This window comes from Micromonospora sp. NBC_01655 (genome assembly GCF_026339755.1).
Taxonomy (GTDB): domain Bacteria; phylum Actinomycetota; class Actinomycetes; order Mycobacteriales; family Micromonosporaceae; genus Micromonospora.
The window spans coordinates 709,452-725,741 of sequence record NZ_JAPEQF010000001.1 but is presented as its reverse complement, the minus strand read 5'-3'; the positions used below and the strand labels follow the sequence as shown (position 1 = coordinate 725,741).

The following is a 16,290-nucleotide window of genomic DNA, read 5'->3' as shown; positions in this document are numbered from 1 at the left end:
TCGGTCTCGACCTTGAGCGATCGGGACGCTTCGTGTGTTGCTACTCCTGTACGCCGCTGCGCACGAGGGTTGTCGCGGCGGCAACGCCGTCGGCGACTGCGTGGAAGAGCGGGAGGTTGTGAGCGAGCTGCGCGGTGAGAGTGCCGAGGAAGGCGTCGCCCGCTCCGCTGGTGTTGATCACGTTGACGTGTTGTGCGGGCACGAGCGCGGTGTCGTCGGCGTCGCTGTAGGCGGCACCGCGCGGGCCAGCGGTCACCACGGCTGTTCTGGGGCCCAGCTCGCGCAGTTCCCGTGCGGCGACCGTCGGGTCGTCGTGGTGGCGGCCGAGTATCGCCGCTGCTTCGGCTTCGTTCGAGACGAACAGGTCCAGTGGGGCCAGCGCGGCCGATCCAAGCGTGGAATGCGGTACCAGGTTGCCGATGAGCGTCTCGGCGCGATGGTGCCGGAAGACGGCGTCGACAGCGTCGGGTTGGAGATCAAGTTGGGCCACCACGACCGAGGCGCGTAGCCCTGCAAGCCTGGTGCGTACCTGTTCGCCGGTGAGTTCGGTTTCCAGGGCATGCGCGAGGATGATGCGGTTCTCCCCGTCAGGGTCGACTTCGATGACCGCGATTCCGGTCGACGCCGACGGCACGAGGTGGAAGCAGGACACGTCAACAGCCGCGTCGGTGAGGGCCCGGTACAGGAAGGCGCCCCAGTGGTCGTCGCCGGCGTTGCCGATCAGGCTGGTGTGCACGCCCGCCCGGCTGGCGGCCAGGGCCTGGTTGAGACTCTTGCCGCCGGCAGTGGTCGTCGCCGGCGACGAGGCGAACGTCGTGCGGCCGGGAACCGGCGGTCCGGGAATCCGCACAGTGATGTCGATGTTGGCGCGGCCCACGACGGCGACACGAGGTGGCCCCGGCATCTGCGCCGGACCGGGCGAGTGGTTCATCCGGCCGTGGCCAGTTGGTCAAGCAGATGCCGCACATCCCGCTGGCCACGGAAAGGTTCGAGTTGCCGGGTCAGGGCGGCAACGTCTCGGCAAACCCGCGCCGAGTCGGTGGTGGTCCCCACCGTCAACGCTTCAGCGGCTACGGCGGCGGCATCGCCGGGCTCCGAGGCCGAGGTACGCGTGCGCCGTGCGGGAGAGGTACACGCCCCGCTCGCGCCGGCAGCGCTCCGAACACTCGTTGACGGCCGCCGTGAAACTGCCGATGGCCTTGTCGGGCTGCTGGAGGCGGTCACCGCAGTTGGGCGGGCATGGGAGGTTCGGGGAGTCGTGATCCGGCGGGCTGCTCGTCGCCCCCGAGCGTGCCCGTGGCCAGTACATCCCACGCGTAGCTGCGGGGTTCTCGGCGTAACTCGACAAGCTCGACGCTGTGAATGGCTGTCGTCACGGATGCGGCGGAGCGGAGGCTGGCCACCGCGTCGATGACCGGTGCCGCGTCGGTCGGCGTGTTGTTGTAGGCGATGCTGACGTGGGGGACGAACTCGGTGGCACGCGCGGGAACCGCACGCTCGCCCCTGACCTCCGCGAGCACCTGCCGCAAGGCCTGGCGAACGCTCCGCACTGGAGGATGGGGGCCCGCACTGAATCGAACAGCTCCCGCTGATCCGGCCAGGGGCCCCACCCGCAGTGAGATCGGGGGGATGACCGCGAGCCGCCGCTGCGCGGCTGCCACGATCTGGTCGAGCTGCGCGGCAGGCACTTCATCTGTGAAGCCAACCTTCTGAACGGTAAGATGCAGCCCTTTCAGGGGGACCATGTCCAGGGTAGGGATATGGCCAAGTGCGGCCTGGCATCCCGTTGCGATCCTGCGTAATGCTTCGCTTTCGCCGAGACACATCATCCAATGGTAGGAACGTCTGCCCGGCGTCCAACCTGTCCGTTCCCAATGATTGACCAGATAATCGAGCGCGCGGTAGCGCGCCCAGTCCTCGTCGACGTAGTCGTACCGTCCATGCCCTTCCCAGGATTCGCTAGAAGGGGTTGTCATTGTCCGACTTCCGCTCACACAACCACTGACGCACCTCATCGGCGAAGGCAGCTACGGGCGCATAGTCCGAGTATCCCTGGAGCCCTGCGACGAAGGATCGCAGTCGCTGCTCGATCGACTCGATGCGGTTGCCTTCCCCAGCGGCCATTGCCGCGCGTGCCAGCGCTAGGGCCTGGTCCAGGTCTTTTGTCGGCGTGTCGATCAGGGCGGATGCCATGTCCAGGCGGCTGCTGCTGCCTCGGACGCGCACGGCCCATCAGCATCGGCTGAACACGCCGCCGCTCTTGGACCAAGATCGGCGCGAGGACCCGCGGCCCTCGCAGCTCATACGAATCGACCGCCTCCGCGACGAACGCCTCCATGGCACCGAGGAACGACTCGTCGAGCACGTACGTATGCTGGTCGCGGACCCGCGCCTGCGCCTCCGCGACAGGCTCGACCACCTCTTCGCGGTGCCCCACCACCACAGGCCCCGAGGCCGGGCCAAGCGATGCCAATGCTCCCCAGCGGGCGTGCCGAGCCGCTTCCGCCTTCTCCTTCTGATGCCGGGCCTCAAGGGACCGGTACTCGTCGTAACCGGTGAGCAGTTCGCCGCCGGTCTGAAGAAGCGACTCGCACTGCGCCCAGAAGACTCGGTCCACCACCTGCTGGCCACTCTCGACGTTGGCCACCGTGCTCCGCGTACTGTGCACCAGCCGCGCGTCATCGTCCTGAGTCAGTCCACGCTTCCTGCGCCAGATCCCGAGCCTCCGCCCGAGTGCCCGCTTCACGTCACTGAGTCCCTGCGGATCCATGAGGACGTCCCCCCACGTCATCGGAGGGGCTGATCACCATTCGCTACTGACCCCTCACGGCACGCTGACAGTAGACGATTGCGGCACCAAGGGGCCATCCCCACCCGAGGGCGCCACCGCACACGGCCCACAAAGTCGGGCGACAACCAGAACCCGCCAGGTTCGACGTCGAACTCAAAGGGATTCTGCGTGCCGGAATGTGGGACACCAGCAGCGGTAGACCCAACCATGATCAAAACCCACTCGGACAGACCAGCCGCCCGCCGGACAGGGCCGGACGTGAGGGATGCTCGTCGCACGAGCACCCACCGAGCACCCAACCGACCACAAGGGACAGAAAAGCAAAGGGGCCTGACTGCCATTCAGGCAGGTCAGACCCCTTTTGATCTTGTGCGCCCGAAGGGACTCGAACCCCTAACCTTCTGATCCGTAGCCCGAAGGGAACGCGCCCACTTCTTCACTGTTGACTTCGTTCAAGAGCTATCCGACGGCAATCACTTCAGTCCGGCCGCATCCCGCCGCGTCCATGCAGGTCCGGGGCCTGCGAGCGATACGCTTTGAAACTGGACCGATAGTTTGACCACCCCGGGAGCAGCCCGAAATCCGGCCGCGTCCCGGAGCGTTCGCGTCAGTTCCTCGACGTCCGAGCACCCACGGAGCACCCTGTCAAGCCCCGGGTTTGACACCCGGTGCTCCTGTGGCGGGGCCACCCTCCCCCGCTCGCTATCCCTGCCGTCAGGACCGCCGGCTGAGGTGGCGCCGTCGCCTCGCGAGACTGCGCGGCGTCTCGGGCTTCGGCGCCTTGGGAGCGATAGGCGGCTTGCTCGCTCCGCGTCGCTTGCGCGGCGGATAGGTACGCCCCGGCCCGCCACCCGACATCGGGCGGACAGGATCGCCGGACCGAACGGCACCGCACACAGACTTTTCCAAGATTCACTCCTCCGACATGAGCAACTGCGCCAAGGATCCCCTCAGACGGGGTTCCCTGCTTGTGGTGATCTTTGCCGACAAAAGTCTGCCACAGCGACCGCCCCGGACGAATCGGAGCGTGAGCGCAGCGTGAGCAGTAGGCCAGAGGGGATGAGAAGCTTCCCTGGCGCAGTGACGTGAGTGCCTGCTCGCAATGAACCGGTGGGAGGGAAACATGCAGTTCGAGCTCTTGGGCGACTTTCACGCCTTCGAGGGCGACCGACGCATTCAGATCAGGTCCATGCAGGTCCGTGCCCTCCTGGCAACCCTTCTGCTCGCGCCCGGGCAACGCGCATCGCACGAGTACATCGCGGACCGCCTCTGGCCAAAGGGCGACTACAACCCGACCAGGGTGCGGTCGTGCTGCCGAAAGCTGCGCAGTTACTTCCCGGACGTCATGCCTGACAGCAATGAGCGGCGCTATTGCAGCATCCGTGTCGACCGGACTGTTGTTGACTACTTCCGATTCGAGGACAAGCTCGAGCTGGCCCGACTTCGGCAAGGCGCGGACCGGATCGGCACCTTGCGCGACGCCCTCGCCGAATGGCGAGGCGAGCCCCTGGGCGAGATCACTGGCGCGGACCTGAGCGACGAGAGGCAGCGCCTCGATCAGAGCCGCCTGCGAGCCACCTTCCTCCTCCTTGATGAGCTGTTGAAGGTCGATCCGTCGGGCTTCAGCCGTGAGCTGCGGCCAGCACTGCGTCGGTGGCCGGCGGATCAACCGCTTCTCAGTCTCGAACTGCGGTTCCTTGCCAGCACAGACGGCCCGTCGCGGGTCCGCCAGCGATACCAGGAGTGGACGAGACTGCACGGTGCCCCGGACGCCAAGCTGGAGAGGTACGTCGACCAGCTGACCCGCCGTTCCGTCACCAAGCCGGCGCAACCTGGCGTACCGCGTCAGCTTCCGGCCCACCGGGCACCCCTTGCGGGACGGCAGGCGGAACTCAGCGCCTTGTCGGAGGCGTTGCTGGCGGACGCTCCGGCAAACACCCGACTGGCTGTGGTCACCGGGATGGCCGGCGTTGGGAAGACGCAGCTCGCGCAACACTGGGCGGCTTCGGTGGAAGCCGACTTCCCAGACGGCACGCTCTACGTGGATCTCAACGGCTACACGGCCAACGGGTCTCCGGAGCAGCCGGCCCAGATCCTGGCCCGGATCCTCAACGACCTCGACGTCGGGCCCCGCACGCCGACCATCGACGGGATGAGCACGGCATACCGCACGGAACTCGCGCGCCGCAGGACCATCGTGCTGCTCGACAACGCCCGTGACGTCCATCAGGTGCGGCCGCTGCTGCCCGGCACCGGCTCGTCCGTAGCCATCGTGACGAGCCGGGACCGTCTCATGCAGATGATCGTCCGCGAGCATGCCCATGAGGTCAGGCTCCGCCCGCTCGGCCACGAGGACGCGGTCGCCCTGCTGACCGGCATCCTCGGTGCGGCGCGGATGCGGGCCGGTGCCGAACACGTCAGCGAGATCGTCGAGCTGTGCAGCGGGCTACCGCTCGCGCTCTCGGTCGTCGCGGCCAAGGCCCGCTCGAGACCGCCGGAGGCCCTCGGGGAGATCACCACAGCCCTGCGGGAAGAGCGGACGCGCCTGGACTCGCTCGGCCACCGTTCCGCCGAGCTGAACGTGCGGGCGGCCCTGAGCAGCTCCTACGGCACGCTCAGCTCACCGGCGGCCCAGCTCTTCGCACGGCTCGCGATCCACCCCGGTCCCACCATCAGCCGTCGGGCGGTCGACTGCCTCGCCGAAGACACGCCGGCCGGTGCGGTCGACGAGTTGATCGAGGCCAGCCTGCTCGATGAACCGGCGGTCGACCGGTTTGCCTTCCATGATCTCGTACGGATCTTCGCCGCCGACCGAGCCGCCGCCATGCGACCAGAGGACCAGGACCGCGTCAACCGCCGAGTCTCGGATTTCCTCCTACGCAACACCTGGGCCTGCGACGGGGTGCTCGCCCCGGATCGCGGGCTGCCCATCGCCGGTCCGGACGACATCGACGTCGTCGCGCCGGCCTCCCCACAGGAGGCGATGGCTTGGCTGCACGCGGAGTACGCCACCGTCACGGCAGCGATCAGGCGGGCCCACGCCCGGCAGGATGACCGGTACACGTGGCTGCTGAGCATGTCCCTGGTGACCTACCAGTGGCGCACCCACCGGTACGCCGATGCTGAGCGCTACCTGTCGTACGCGGCGGTCGCCGCCGGCCGCGTCGCCGGCCCTGCCGACCAGGCCATGGTGTACCGGATGCTGGCCGGCTCCCGCCGTGGGCTCGGCGACCTGGAACACGCGAAGGCTGACCTGCGGCGAGCGATCTCGCTGAGTGAGGCAGCGGGCCACCCGCTCAGCGTCGCTCACAGCCGGCACTCGCTCGGACTGCTGCATCGGGAGAGCGGCGAACCGCAGACGGCCACCGAGTTGTTCGAGTCGGCGCTGTCCGCGTATCGCCGGCTCGGCGACGTCCTCGGCGAAGCCGGCGCCCTCCGGGGACTCGGCACGGTGCGGTTCGACCTCGGCGACCACGAGGGCGCGCTGCGGCGCGGCCAAGAGGCGCTCCGGCTCTTCCTGGCGACCGCCGACATCAACAGCCAGGCGAGCACCTTCATGGATCTCGGACGCGCGCACACCGCCCGCCGGGACGGGCACAGCGCGCTGGAAAGCTTTGCGTCGGCCGCCGGCCGGTACGCCCAGTTGACGTATCCCCGCCGGGAAGCAACGGCGCTTCTGGAGATGTCCGAGGTGCTGAACACGTTGAACCGTGTCCCGGAGGCCCGCAGCGCCCTTCGGGAAGCGGCCGACCTCCTTCGAGATCTGGATCCGGCGGCCGCCGACGAGGCGGAGTCCCGGCTCACCGCGCTCTCGGAGTCGCCGCGGTGACGCGGGGACGGCGCTCAGCGCGTATCCGGCGGCACGCGGTACCAGGCGGCGGGGTCGGGCCGGGGCGCTTTCGGGTGCAGCGGGGTGCCGGAGGTGGGAAGCAACGGCCGCAGCGTGGCCAGGATGTCGGACACCGACTTGGGACGGTCTGCCGGATCGAAGGCGACCATGGCCGTGCCCAGCGTCCGAAGCACGGCCGGCATCCCGGTCAACGAGCCCGGCGGGAACTGTTCGGTCTGCTTCTCCGGCCGCCCGCTGTGCTCCTGATAGGGCAACCGCAACGCGCTCATTTCGAACAGCATCGCGCCGAGGCTGTAGACGTCGACCTGGGGCTGGTGGTGCTGCCGGTGATACTGCTCCGGCGCGGTGTAGCCCAGCGTACCGCAACCGGTGTACTCGTCGTCCTCACAGGTCGAGACGATGCCGAAGTCGAACAGCCAGATCCGCCCGTCGCGGGCGACCATGATGTTGTCGGGCTTTATGTCGTGGTGCACGATCCCCCGGCCGTGAACCTCGGAAAGGATCTCGCAGAGCTGCGCGAGCACCGAGACCGCGGTTTCCGTGTAGAGCGGTCGACTCCGCTCGATCAGCTCGCGCAGCAGGATTCCGTCGACGAAATCCATCGCCAGGTATGCCCTGCCCTCATGCGACCCGCGTCGGATGTGGGCCGGCACCCCTGGAATGCCACGCAACGTATCGCCGAGGCTGCCCTCGTCGACGATCCGCTCGCCATCCAGCGCGAAGGTGGCGGTTGACTCGAACCTGCGGGGCGGCTGGAGCTTAATTGCCACCTCTCGCTCGCGTTCCATGTCCCAAGCCCGGTAGACCTCGGCCGAACCACCCTCGCCCGCCAGACGGACGACGCGGAATCGATTGTCGATGACAACGCCACCCCGAAGCACTGACACCCCTGTGAGGAATGAGAACGACATGAGTCACGTGCAGATGTCGGGAATTCCGACCGCCGCGACCGCCGGCATCAAGGTATCGCTGGGCATGTTGGCCTCCAGTGCCCACCGATGTCCCGCCCATGATGCCATGGCGGCACGCCGAGGCCGGTCAGCCGCCGGATCGGCGAGGCGCAAGGTCGAGGCGCTGGAGAGCTTCACCCAGGGACCGTTCATGGCGATCCTCGACCTGGTCGAGGGCGAGGGAGTCGACGTCGACGAGGCGTTCCGGGAGCTGGACCGGCGAATTGCCGCAGGGCGGACCCGCCCCGTCCACGAGGGCGTCCGCGCGTGGACGACCCACGCGGTCTGCGCCTACCTGCGGGCCTTCGGCCGAACGGACGACGCCACCGTCCCGGTGCTGCAGAAGTGGGAGTACCGACGGCACCTGTCACGGCCCGACGATCGCGGTGCCACCGACTACGCGATCACGGCATGGGGGCGCTGCTACACCTCAGCCGATGGGCGGACGCGGGAGCTGCGCCTCATCAAGAATCGCCTGGGGGCCGGAAAGCGGACGATTGCCGAGATATCCGTGGCGGCGCTGGTCGTCGCCGCCGGTGCACCCGGCCCACCTCCGGAGCGCGTCCGCATTCTGCAGATCGCACTTGTCGACGGCACGGTGGAGACGCTTTTCGACGACAACGTCGAGTCGGCTCTCAGCCTCTACCGGGCCCATGGAAAGGCCACGTTGGGTGAGCTGGTAGACAACGTCGAGTACCGACCCGGAGGCACCTGTGCCGGCTGCGCGCTCGCGCCCCGCTGCCCGGCACTGCCCCGGGCGCCGGGCCTGCTGGGGATCACGGATCGAAGCCGGCCGCGCCGCACGTGGTCGGCCACCAACGCCCGCCAGTACCGGGACTGCCCGGCCCGGGAGTACCTGCGGCGGCAGTGGCTGCCGATCAACACCGACATCGAGTACGGCCCGGCGGCCGAACGCGGCCGCGCGGTGCACGCGTACCTCGAACGCCGGCACGCCGCTCTGCCCACCGTGCCTTGCACCGCCGACGTCCCGCCCGCCTGGGAGAACGACGGCCGTCGGCTGCCGGAAGAGGATCTGGTACTGGGCCGCAAGCTCATCCGGCACCACGCGGAAGTCTGCCCACTTCAGCATGTGCACGACTCCTCAGACGTACGCGTCGAACCCGACCTGGTGTTCGACGACGCCGACGCCGACCTCGTCGTCCTCGTGAAGCCCGACCTGCTCTACAGGGAGCACGGCGCCTGGGTGTGGCGTGAGACGAAGACCGTCGGCAGCGACCGCCGACGGATCCGCGACCCGCTGGTGGAATACCCGCAGCTGGCCCTGGCCGTAACGCTCATCGGCGCCGGACGGCTGGGTGGTGGCCATGGCCGGGTCGAGTTGGAGACGCTGCGTCCCGGCGGACCGGACCTGGTCATCATCGACCCGTTCACCGCCGAGGTCCGCGCGGCCGCGGGCCGCGCCCTCACGGATCACGTCCGCGCCTGGCACGCCGACGACCGGTTCCTGCCCTCGCCCGGCCCACAGTGCGCGCGATGCGAGGTCGGCCGCTGGTGCCCGTCCGGCCCAGGCACGCCAGCCGGGGCGAGGCCGATCACGCCGGGAGGGGCCCGGTGATCCCTTCGGACCTGCACGGGCGCGCTGATCTCACGAGTCTGCCGCAGCTCGCGCGCGGCCTCATCGACCTGGGCGACGCCGCCCGGCAGGGCTCGCTGAACCTTCCCTATCCACCGTCGATACAGCGCGTGCTGGACCGGAACGTGCTCGCCTGCCTGCGTGAGGGGCGCATGCCACCGTCCAGCGTCCCCGAACTCGTCGCCTGGTGCACTGCTCCCCTGAGTGCCCGCTGGCCGTCGTCCGCCCTGCCGGGGTTCCTCAGTGCCGAGGTGACCCTGCTCGATCCGCGGCGACGCCTTCCGACCCGCTCGTGCGCCGAACTCGCCGCGTACGGGTCGGACGACTCCGCCGAGCAGAGTGTCGTGCTCAAGCTGGAGGAACTCGCGCAGGCCGCCTCCATGCCGGCGCTGTTCGCGCAGTGCCGGGACTTCCTGATCGACCGGGTCGCCGTCACCAATGACGACGCGCGGGGCGCGTCCTGGAAGCCCCGGATCTGGAAGCTCGTGCAGCATCTCTACCGACCTCCGGCACCAGCCCACGCCCATAACGGCCTGACCACCTGCCCGGCGTGCGGTCTTCTCGCCACGGTGGAGCACGGACGCATCGCCTGGTGCGAGGGTGAGGTCTGCGAACGGGGGCCGGCACCGGGCCCGGGCTACAGGGCGGGCAAGGTGCGGGTGCTCGATTCCTCGCTGCGCCTGTTCCTGTCGCTGCCGGGACGGACGGAGCGGGTGGTCATGCGGCGGCTCGCGGAGCGCGGCGTGACCGGAACGCTCCTTTCCGGCGGGCTCGGCGCGTACCAGCTCAGCAAGCCAGTCCTCGGCCGGAGCACCGTGCAGGTGTTCGACAGGGTGGAGCCACTGCTGCTGGCCGCCCGGCTGAGCGGAAGCTCCGATCTGCTGGCTGTCATCCCCGATCACCTGGCGCGGGCGCGCCCCGCGCTCCTGAAGTCGGTGCGTCACGCGCTGCCCCCGGAGCTCGACGTCGTGGTGACCACACAAACTGCCGCAACGGAAGGAGCACCGCAGCATGCGTAGCACGGCGCAAGGCTTCGCCCCGGTCATCCAGGCACTGCGCCAGGCAGGCGAGCTGCGGTCGAGAGAGTTGCTCAGGCTCTGCGAGGTGGAGCTGGGGCTTCGTCTTCAGCGGCACCTGGCCCCGGAATCCCCCGCCACGGACGCCTGGGTGCTGTTCAGCGGATACCCCTTCGCCCACGCCCGGGGCCTGGTCGCGGATCAACAAGGTGAGCAGATGCTCCGCGTTGCCCGCTACAGCCTCTGGACACTTCGCCGCAAGACCGCCTGGGAGGAGGCACTGCGCTCGTACCACCGAACCGATCCCTCCCTACGCGGCTACGACGTGCCGGACATGTCGCGCCCGGCGACCGAGCGACTGCCCGCCTTCGCGCCGGACCGCTGGGACACCTACGACCTCCTGCTGAGGTGTGCGCCACCGTTCACCCGCACGGAGGTGCCTGTGGCGGGGGACGGCCCGCACCAGTTCCCCGTCGGCCGCCACATGGTGACCGTCCAGCTGTCCGGAGCGGGGGACATGCCGGCGCCGACAGCGCACGACCTCGGCCTCCTTCCGGCAGGTGGTGGTGCGCCGGTCCGCCTGCGCTGGCGGGACCTGCTGGAGACCGCAGCGGAGATGGACGGAGTCCTGTTTCAGAACTGGGTGGACAGGCTGTCGCGTACGCACCTGTTCACGAGTTCCGGTGGAGCGTTCGCGCCGGACGAGGAGTTCTCCGTCGCCGGGGTCCAGCACCTGCTCGGCATCGTCGGTGCCGGAAAGAGCACGCTGCGCGATGTGATCACCGTGTACCTCGTGAACCGGCACGGCTTCTGCGTCACGGTGCTGGTGGGTGACGTGGCCGAGTCACTCAAGCTGGTGAGCCTCTACAACACCTATCTGACGGCGGGTCGCACCGCCGCCCCGATCATCGGCGCGTCTGGTCGGGAGCGGCACGCGCAGCGGCTGCACCGCCGGCTGGCCAGCCGGGGAGAGCACAGCATCCTGAGTCACACCGACCCGAGCTTCAACTATCTGAGCACGTCCTGTGCGATCAACGCACTGCTCCCCGAGGATGACGACGTGCTCCCCTACGGTGCCGCGCCGTGCGCCAGGCTCCAGGGGCGGTCCCGACGGGGGCGACGCGAAGAGGAGAGCGGCCGGTCCGGAAAGAGGCATGCCTGCCCGTACTGGTCGGGCTGCCCCCGCCACCATGGCGCCCGGGAACTCGTGGACGCCCACGTCTGGGTCGCCACGCCGCCGAGCCTGATCGACGCTGCGGTGCCCCGCGTGCAGAACGCCGAGCACCTGCACTACCTCGAGTTAGCCTGCCGACGCAGTGACCTCGTCATCGTGGACGAGGCGGACCGGGTCCAGATGCAGCTGGACCGGATGTTCGCGCCGGCCACGAAACTGGTCGCCGGACTCGGTAACCGTTCCCTGCTCGACGAGCTCAACGCTCACAAGATCCGTGAGCTGGCCGACGGGGAGCGTCTGCAACTTTCGAACCGCGACGTCGAGGTCTGGAACGCCGCCGTCAACACGATCACGGCAGCGACGGATCGCCTGTACGCGATGCTGGTTGGTGACCACGCACTGCGCACCTGGGTACGGATCGGATACTTCAACGCCTGGACACTCCAGCTCCAACTCCTCGACGAACGCTATCCGGACGCTGACGAGCCGGACCGCATGGAGCTTGAGCAGCAGCTCGACGAGTTTCGGGACAACCCGCTCGGGGACCGGCGCCCGGAGTTGCGCAGAGGCTTGGTCGACCTGGTCACCGAGCTGCTGCACACGAGCTACCAGGAACACACCCGCCTGCGGCTCGTCGCGTTCGTGGTCGACCTGTTCAACCTGCCGCCATTCCTCGCCGACAAGCAGTGCGTCCTTGAGAAGGCGTCTGAAGCGCCGCGCCGGAAGGGGGCGAAGCCGCCGCAGAGCCCGGACGACTGGTTGTCCGAATGGGCACGCCGCTTCGAATTCACGCTGCTGCTCGCCGCGCTGGAATCGAAGCTGTCACTGATGAACGCCATGTGGCCTCGCGTCGAGGCGACCCTGAAGCTCGGCTTCAACGAGATGTATCGCAGCCCCTTGTCCTACGGGCCGGTCATCCCGGAAGCGCCCATGGGCAACGTCCTCGGCTTCCAGTTCCTGGTCCACGGCCCAGACTCGGGCGGTGTCCGCAGCGGCGAGCTCCGGTACTTCCGGTGCAACGGCATTGGCCGGGAACTGCTGCACGCGATGCCCGACATCCCAGTGGCCGACGGCAGGCCGCCGACGAACGTACTGCTCATGTCCGGCAGTAGCTGGGCCGGGAAGTCCAGTCGTTACCACCTCCGGTTTCCGGTCGGCGTGCTCCTCAAGCCGGACCCCGACGAGTTCGAGGCCGTGGTGGCCGGCACGGAGATGCGGCTTGAGCTGCTCGGGGAGGACGCTCCGCAGCTCCGCGTGTCCGGCGCGAGGCCGGAGGCGCGAACACAGATCCTCACTCAGATGGCGCTCCGGCTCGGTGAGACGCAAGACGGGGAAGCCAGCCTGCTGCAGAAGGAGTTGCTGAGGCTACCGGAGGCTCGCCGTCACCTGCTGCTCCTGGTGGGCAGTTACGACGAGGCCGGGGCCGTCGCCGACACGCTGCACACGCTCGGAAACCGGTGGCGCGGCCGGGTGCTGCGCTTGGTGGCCGACGACTTCGATGAAGAGTTCGCCACGGACCCCTCCGGCGACGACGACCAACACGCCGGGATTCTGCGCCGTGGCGACGTGGACACCCTCAGAAACACGTCCGCGGAGGTCCTCGTCGCACCGTTGCTCGCCGTCGAGCGGGGACACAACATCCTGAACAGCGACGGCCAGGCCGCGATCGGCACCGTCTACTTCCTCGCGCGGCCGAATCCGCGTCCGGACGACATCGGCCTCGCGGTCCACGCCGTCAACGACTGGATGATCAGGTCGATCGAATCCGGCGAGTTCGACGACTGGGTACGCAGCGCCGCCACGCTTAGCGCCGGGGCGCGGGAGGTACGCCGGCAGGCAAGGCAGACGTGGTACCAGGTGCTACGTCGTTCCCTGGCGTGGAGCCGGCTCAAGGAGGACCGGCCGGCGGTCACCTGGGACATGCTCGTACTGATCTGGCAGGTCATCGGCCGCCTCGTCCGCGGCGGTGTGCACGCCCGAGTGGTCTTCGTCGACGCCGCGTTCATGCCGAACCTGGGGGATGGGACAAAGCTGCCGGACACCGCCGAAACCAGCCTCTTGTACAGCATCGCCGAGGTGTTGGCGCCGTACTTCCTCCCGGACAGCGAGGTGTCGCCGCGCGACCGGGACATCGTCCAGTCGCTGTACCGGCCTCTCTGGGACGCCCTTGACCGGTTCCTCCCGCCAACTCAGGAGAAGGACGAAACGTGTACACGCTGATTCGCCCCACCGCCTACGAGCCCGATCCCGCTGCCGGCCCCTGGATGGAGCAGTACCACGTCATCCGGTTCGACGAGCGCTGGCGCACCGGCCTCGAAGAGGTGTACCGCCTCGGCTGGAAGAGCAGGCAGAACCCTGTCGGACTGCCGTTGCGCCAGCTCAACGGGCTGTTCCGCGCGGTGGCCCCGGGCGTGACGGCGACCGGGCGGGGTGCTGGAAGCGACGCCACGGTACCGTGGATCTACGCGCGCGAGCCGGTGCCCGCCGACGTGATCCGGCCCGTGATCTCCTCCTGGGTCACAGGCTTTCCGATCCCCGATGAGCACCAGCAGCACCTGGCCTGCGTCGTGGAGACGGCCCACGAGAGCACCCCCGATTGGGGCGTGGCGCAGGTCGACCTGACCACCGTCCAGCCCTCACCGGAAGGCACGGCGGAGCCCTCACGTCAGTTGTACGCCCTGGTGCCGGAGATCCTGGCCGCCCGGCTCGCGGCACGCCCGCTGCGCCTGCCCGGCGTCGGGTGTGACCTGTGGTTCCGGGTGGTCGACCGGGAGCAGGGGGCCGAGTTGGTGTCGTGGCCACCGCAGGAATTCGTTACGAACCGTCGCACCTGGTTCTACTCGGCGGTCCTGACCATCACGGTGCAGACCGTGCCGTTCGTGCCGACGTACCGGGTGCACGTGTCGTCCGGGATTCGCCGTTGGACGACCTCCGGCACGGATCTGTCGCGCAACCAGACGGCTCGCGTCCTCCTCGATGTTCCGCTTCCCTGGTCCGACCTCACCGAGGAACGGACGTCTCGGCTGATCGCCAACCGCGTGGGGTGGAGCCGGGACCGGCGGCGCATCGACTGGCGGGACCACAGCGTGGCAGGTCTTCTGCCCGACCTTGACATCGTCCGGACCTATCCGAGGGCGGACGAGGTCATCGCGCACGCCCCGACCTGGATAAAGGGCTGCGGCGGGATCTCGGCGGGGATCGTGCACCAGAACCGGTACGGGACCCACGGGGTTGAGACCGGGCTACTCTCCGGCGAGCGGTCACTCATCGACGGGTGGGTCGAGGAAGGGCTTCGGCCGCTGTTCCGCCGGGCACCCGAACTGCACAGGGTCCGCGAGGCCAACAAGCCGGCCCTGATCTCCAAGCCTGCCGCGAAGACCAATCCGGCCGGTCACGCCGAGGCGGTGCGGAAAGCCGTCGCTGCCCGCCGCGAGGCGCTGAAGACAAGCCTCGCCGGTGAGCCCCTAGGTGTGGATCTCCTCTGGCAGTTCCCGGAGACCCGGGACGCGCTCCTGTCCGCACTCGCCGAGCTGCTCGGATTTCCGACCGACGTTGCCGGCACCGAGCCGGACCAGGAGTGGCGGTATGAGGGCCTACGGGTGCGCGTGCGTACCGCTGAGCTGGGGGCGCTCGGGGCGCCGCTCGACGTCTCCCGGCGGGCGGGTGTGACGCGGTCCGGTGCCTTGGACGAGGCGCTTCGCGCGCGCCGGGTCGCTGTCGCGGCGCGGCTGCGCCAACGGTCCGGGCCACCGGGGCTCGCCGTCGTCGAGATCGGTGGGGAGCAGCGGTTCACCGCTCAGGACAACGACCCCAAGTTCGCGGTCCGCCTGGGCCTTGCCGACACCGGCCGACTCAGCCAGTTCATCACCGTGCCGACCGACGCCACGGCTGACGTCAGCATGCGGGCGCGTGCCGCATGGCTGGACGGCCTGCGGCAGCTCGGCGCGACGACCATCCCCAGCCCTCGGGTCAGCGACGGGGTGCCGCAGGACCTCCAGTACCTGGCGCTGTGGGTGGTGCGCCGACGCGCCAACGGGCCGACCAGGCGGGCGGGGCAGAAGCTGGTAGCGCTGCTAATCCGGCCGCACGACGACCACCACCGTGTCTGCGGGTGGGACGACGTAAGCCGGGAATGGGTACCCTACCCCGTGCTGCTGCTACGACTCGCTCAGCGGGTGGAGTCAGTCGAAGTTCGGGACACGGAGAGCGACGAACGCGCCAAGCCGCAGGCACCCTCCCCGGACGAGCAACGCGAGGACATCGAGCGGCAGATCCGTTCAGTCCTCTACCAGGCTCGCCACCGACCGACGCTACTGCTGGCGAACGCGGGCAACCTCCGCAGCGCCTGGCGGTGGCTCCGCAACCCCTCGCTCACCGTCGACAGGATCGGCTTCGCCGCCGACGGACCACAACGGCTGGCCGCCTATGGTCCCGATCTCCGCTTCGTCCTTACCCGCGACGGCGCGGGACGGGAGGAGACGCCCCAGTGGTACGCGCCGGCGGCGGACGACGCGGTGGCCGGCCTGGCCAGCGGACTCTGGGCTGCGGAGGACGCGGCGGCCGGGAACCGGGTCTTCGTCAGCATCACCGACAAGCCGGCGAGCGCGGGGAAGGTTCATAAGGGACTGATGAAGCTCGGCCCGCACCCGTCATGGCCAAAGGGTCCATCTGTGGTCGGGCGGAACCCTCAGTACCTCGAACTCGTCGTCCTCGGCTGCCTCTCAGAGAAGGTGCTGGCCGACGCCGGCGTCGTGGACGGCAAGCCGGACTCGCCCGCGACCTGGGCGGCCCTCACCCACCAGCTCCGCTTCCACGACGACTACCCGCCGCTGGCGCGGCCCCTTCCACTGCACCTGGCGAAGCTTGCCGAGGAGTACGTCCTACCGGTCATGCCCGAGGCGCCAAAGGACTGAGA

At 69.0% G+C, this 16,290-nt stretch carries 9 protein-coding genes and 1 pseudogene; 5 read left to right on the top strand and 5 right to left on the bottom strand.

Annotation, left to right across the window (positions count from 1 at the left end):
- Positions 1-40 precede the first annotated feature (40 nt).
- From OOK41_RS03510 to OOK41_RS03495, 4 genes and pseudogenes are all read right to left on the bottom strand, one after another.
- On the bottom strand, positions 41-877 hold the full coding sequence (locus OOK41_RS03510; protein ID WP_266262940.1) for a PfkB family carbohydrate kinase: 837 nt from the start codon (positions 875-877) through the stop codon (positions 41-43).
- A 343-nt stretch (positions 878-1,220) separates the two neighbouring features.
- Entirely contained in the window at positions 1,221-1,976 is a 756-nt protein-coding gene (locus tag OOK41_RS03505) for a 2'-5' RNA ligase family protein (RefSeq protein ID WP_266262939.1), read from the bottom strand.
- Positions 1,960-2,193: a hypothetical protein gene (locus OOK41_RS03500; protein WP_266268062.1), complete on the bottom strand. Its 234-nt coding sequence runs from the start codon at positions 2,191-2,193 to the stop codon at positions 1,960-1,962. The genes OOK41_RS03505 and OOK41_RS03500 overlap by 17 nt, the downstream gene beginning before the upstream one ends.
- A 376-nt stretch (positions 2,194-2,569) precedes the next feature.
- Positions 2,570-2,770 (bottom strand): annotated as a pseudogene (locus tag OOK41_RS03495) (helix-turn-helix domain-containing protein); the annotation flags it as partial.
- 1,144 nt (positions 2,771-3,914) lie between these two features.
- On the opposite strand from OOK41_RS03495, the gene OOK41_RS03490 reads away from it, so the two are divergent.
- Positions 3,915-6,620 carry a tetratricopeptide repeat protein gene (locus tag OOK41_RS03490; protein WP_266262938.1) on the top strand — a complete coding sequence of 902 codons (2,706 nt, stop codon included), beginning with the start codon at positions 3,915-3,917 and terminating at the stop codon, positions 6,618-6,620.
- 14 nt (positions 6,621-6,634) lie between these two features.
- Here the strand turns inward: OOK41_RS03490 and OOK41_RS03485 are convergent, their stop codons facing one another.
- Complete coding sequence (locus tag OOK41_RS03485; RefSeq protein WP_266262937.1) at positions 6,635-7,522, bottom strand: serine/threonine-protein kinase; 888 nt, start codon at positions 7,520-7,522, stop codon at positions 6,635-6,637.
- Between OOK41_RS03485 and OOK41_RS03480 the strand changes: the two genes are divergently transcribed.
- The 4 genes from OOK41_RS03480 to OOK41_RS03465 are packed head-to-tail and all read left to right on the top strand — an operon-like array spanning position 7,500 to position 16,288.
- Complete coding sequence (locus OOK41_RS03480) at positions 7,500-9,167, top strand: PD-(D/E)XK nuclease family protein (protein ID WP_266262936.1); 1,668 nt, start codon at positions 7,500-7,502, stop codon at positions 9,165-9,167. The genes OOK41_RS03485 and OOK41_RS03480 overlap by 23 nt on opposite strands.
- Positions 9,164-10,204: a hypothetical protein gene (locus tag OOK41_RS03475; protein WP_266262935.1), complete on the top strand. Its 1,041-nt coding sequence runs from the start codon at positions 9,164-9,166 to the stop codon at positions 10,202-10,204. The genes OOK41_RS03480 and OOK41_RS03475 overlap by 4 nt, the downstream gene beginning before the upstream one ends.
- Positions 10,197-13,595 (top strand): signal recognition particle, encoded by a 3,399-nt coding sequence (locus OOK41_RS03470; protein WP_266262934.1) that lies wholly within the window; start codon positions 10,197-10,199, stop codon positions 13,593-13,595. Before OOK41_RS03475 ends, OOK41_RS03470 begins: the two co-directional genes overlap by 8 nt.
- Entirely contained in the window at positions 13,583-16,288 is a 2,706-nt protein-coding gene (locus tag OOK41_RS03465; RefSeq protein ID WP_266262933.1) for a DUF3962 domain-containing protein, read from the top strand. Before OOK41_RS03470 ends, OOK41_RS03465 begins: the two co-directional genes overlap by 13 nt.
- Positions 16,289-16,290: the final 2 nt, after the last annotated feature.

What these genes read in the sequence shown, in the direction of transcription:
- OOK41_RS03480 (WP_266262936.1), top strand. Translation starts at nt 7,500, where the DNA reads ATGACAACGCCACCCCGAAGCACTGACACCCCTGTGAGGAATGAGAAC.
- OOK41_RS03490 (WP_266262938.1), top strand. Translation starts at nt 3,915, where the DNA reads ATGCAGTTCGAGCTCTTGGGCGACTTTCACGCCTTCGAGGGCGACCGA.
- OOK41_RS03500 (WP_266268062.1), bottom strand. Translation starts at nt 2,193, where the DNA reads ATGGCATCCGCCCTGATCGACACGCCGACAAAAGACCTGGACCAGGCC.
- OOK41_RS03470 (WP_266262934.1), top strand. Translation starts at nt 10,197, where the DNA reads ATGCGTAGCACGGCGCAAGGCTTCGCCCCGGTCATCCAGGCACTGCGC.
- OOK41_RS03505 (WP_266262939.1), bottom strand. Translation starts at nt 1,976, where the DNA reads ATGACAACCCCTTCTAGCGAATCCTGGGAAGGGCATGGACGGTACGAC.